Raw genomic sequence first — 532 nt, 5'->3', positions numbered from 1 at the left:
AATTCCCTTTTCTTCTCCCTCCGCGCCATTGAAAGCAGGTATAGTGGTTGATGTTGTTGCTGTCGGGGCGTCAACGCGCTTCCTCCCATTCGCCATCAGAGGGTTATCATGCTTACTTTATGGGGCCGAGAGAATTCGAGTAATGTCAAAAAAGTCCGCTGGCTCGCCGCAGAACTGGGGTTGAGTTATCAGCACATTCTGGCTGGCGGTCAGTTTGGCCGTAATCGCGAAGCAGATTATCTGTCCATGAACCCAAATGGGCTAATTCCCTGCCTGCAAGACGGACGATCTGGTGGTGTGGGAATCCAATACCATTGTGCGTTATCTGGCCGCCAAATACGGTCAGCAGAGCCTCTATCTGGCCGATCACGGTCAGCGCGCCAATGCAGAAAAGTGGATGGACTGGGCAATATCGTTGGCTGTGCCATTTGGCACCGTATTTATTGGCCTGGTGCGTACCGCGCCCGAACAGCGTGATGTTGCGCTGATTGCCAAACAGAAAGTGGAGTGCGAACGCCTGCTGGCGATTGCT

Annotated in this window: 1 pseudogene; it reads left to right on the top strand. The window is 53.4% G+C overall.

Going from position 1 to position 532, the window contains the following annotated elements:
• Positions 1-108: 108 nt before the first annotated feature.
• Positions 109-532: pseudogene (locus J5224_RS34890) on the top strand (glutathione S-transferase); the annotation flags it as partial.

This window comes from Candidatus Symbiopectobacterium sp. NZEC135, assembly GCF_025962695.1.
The sequence above is the reverse complement of the archived record's forward strand: the minus strand, read 5'-3'. Positions and strand labels throughout refer to the sequence as shown.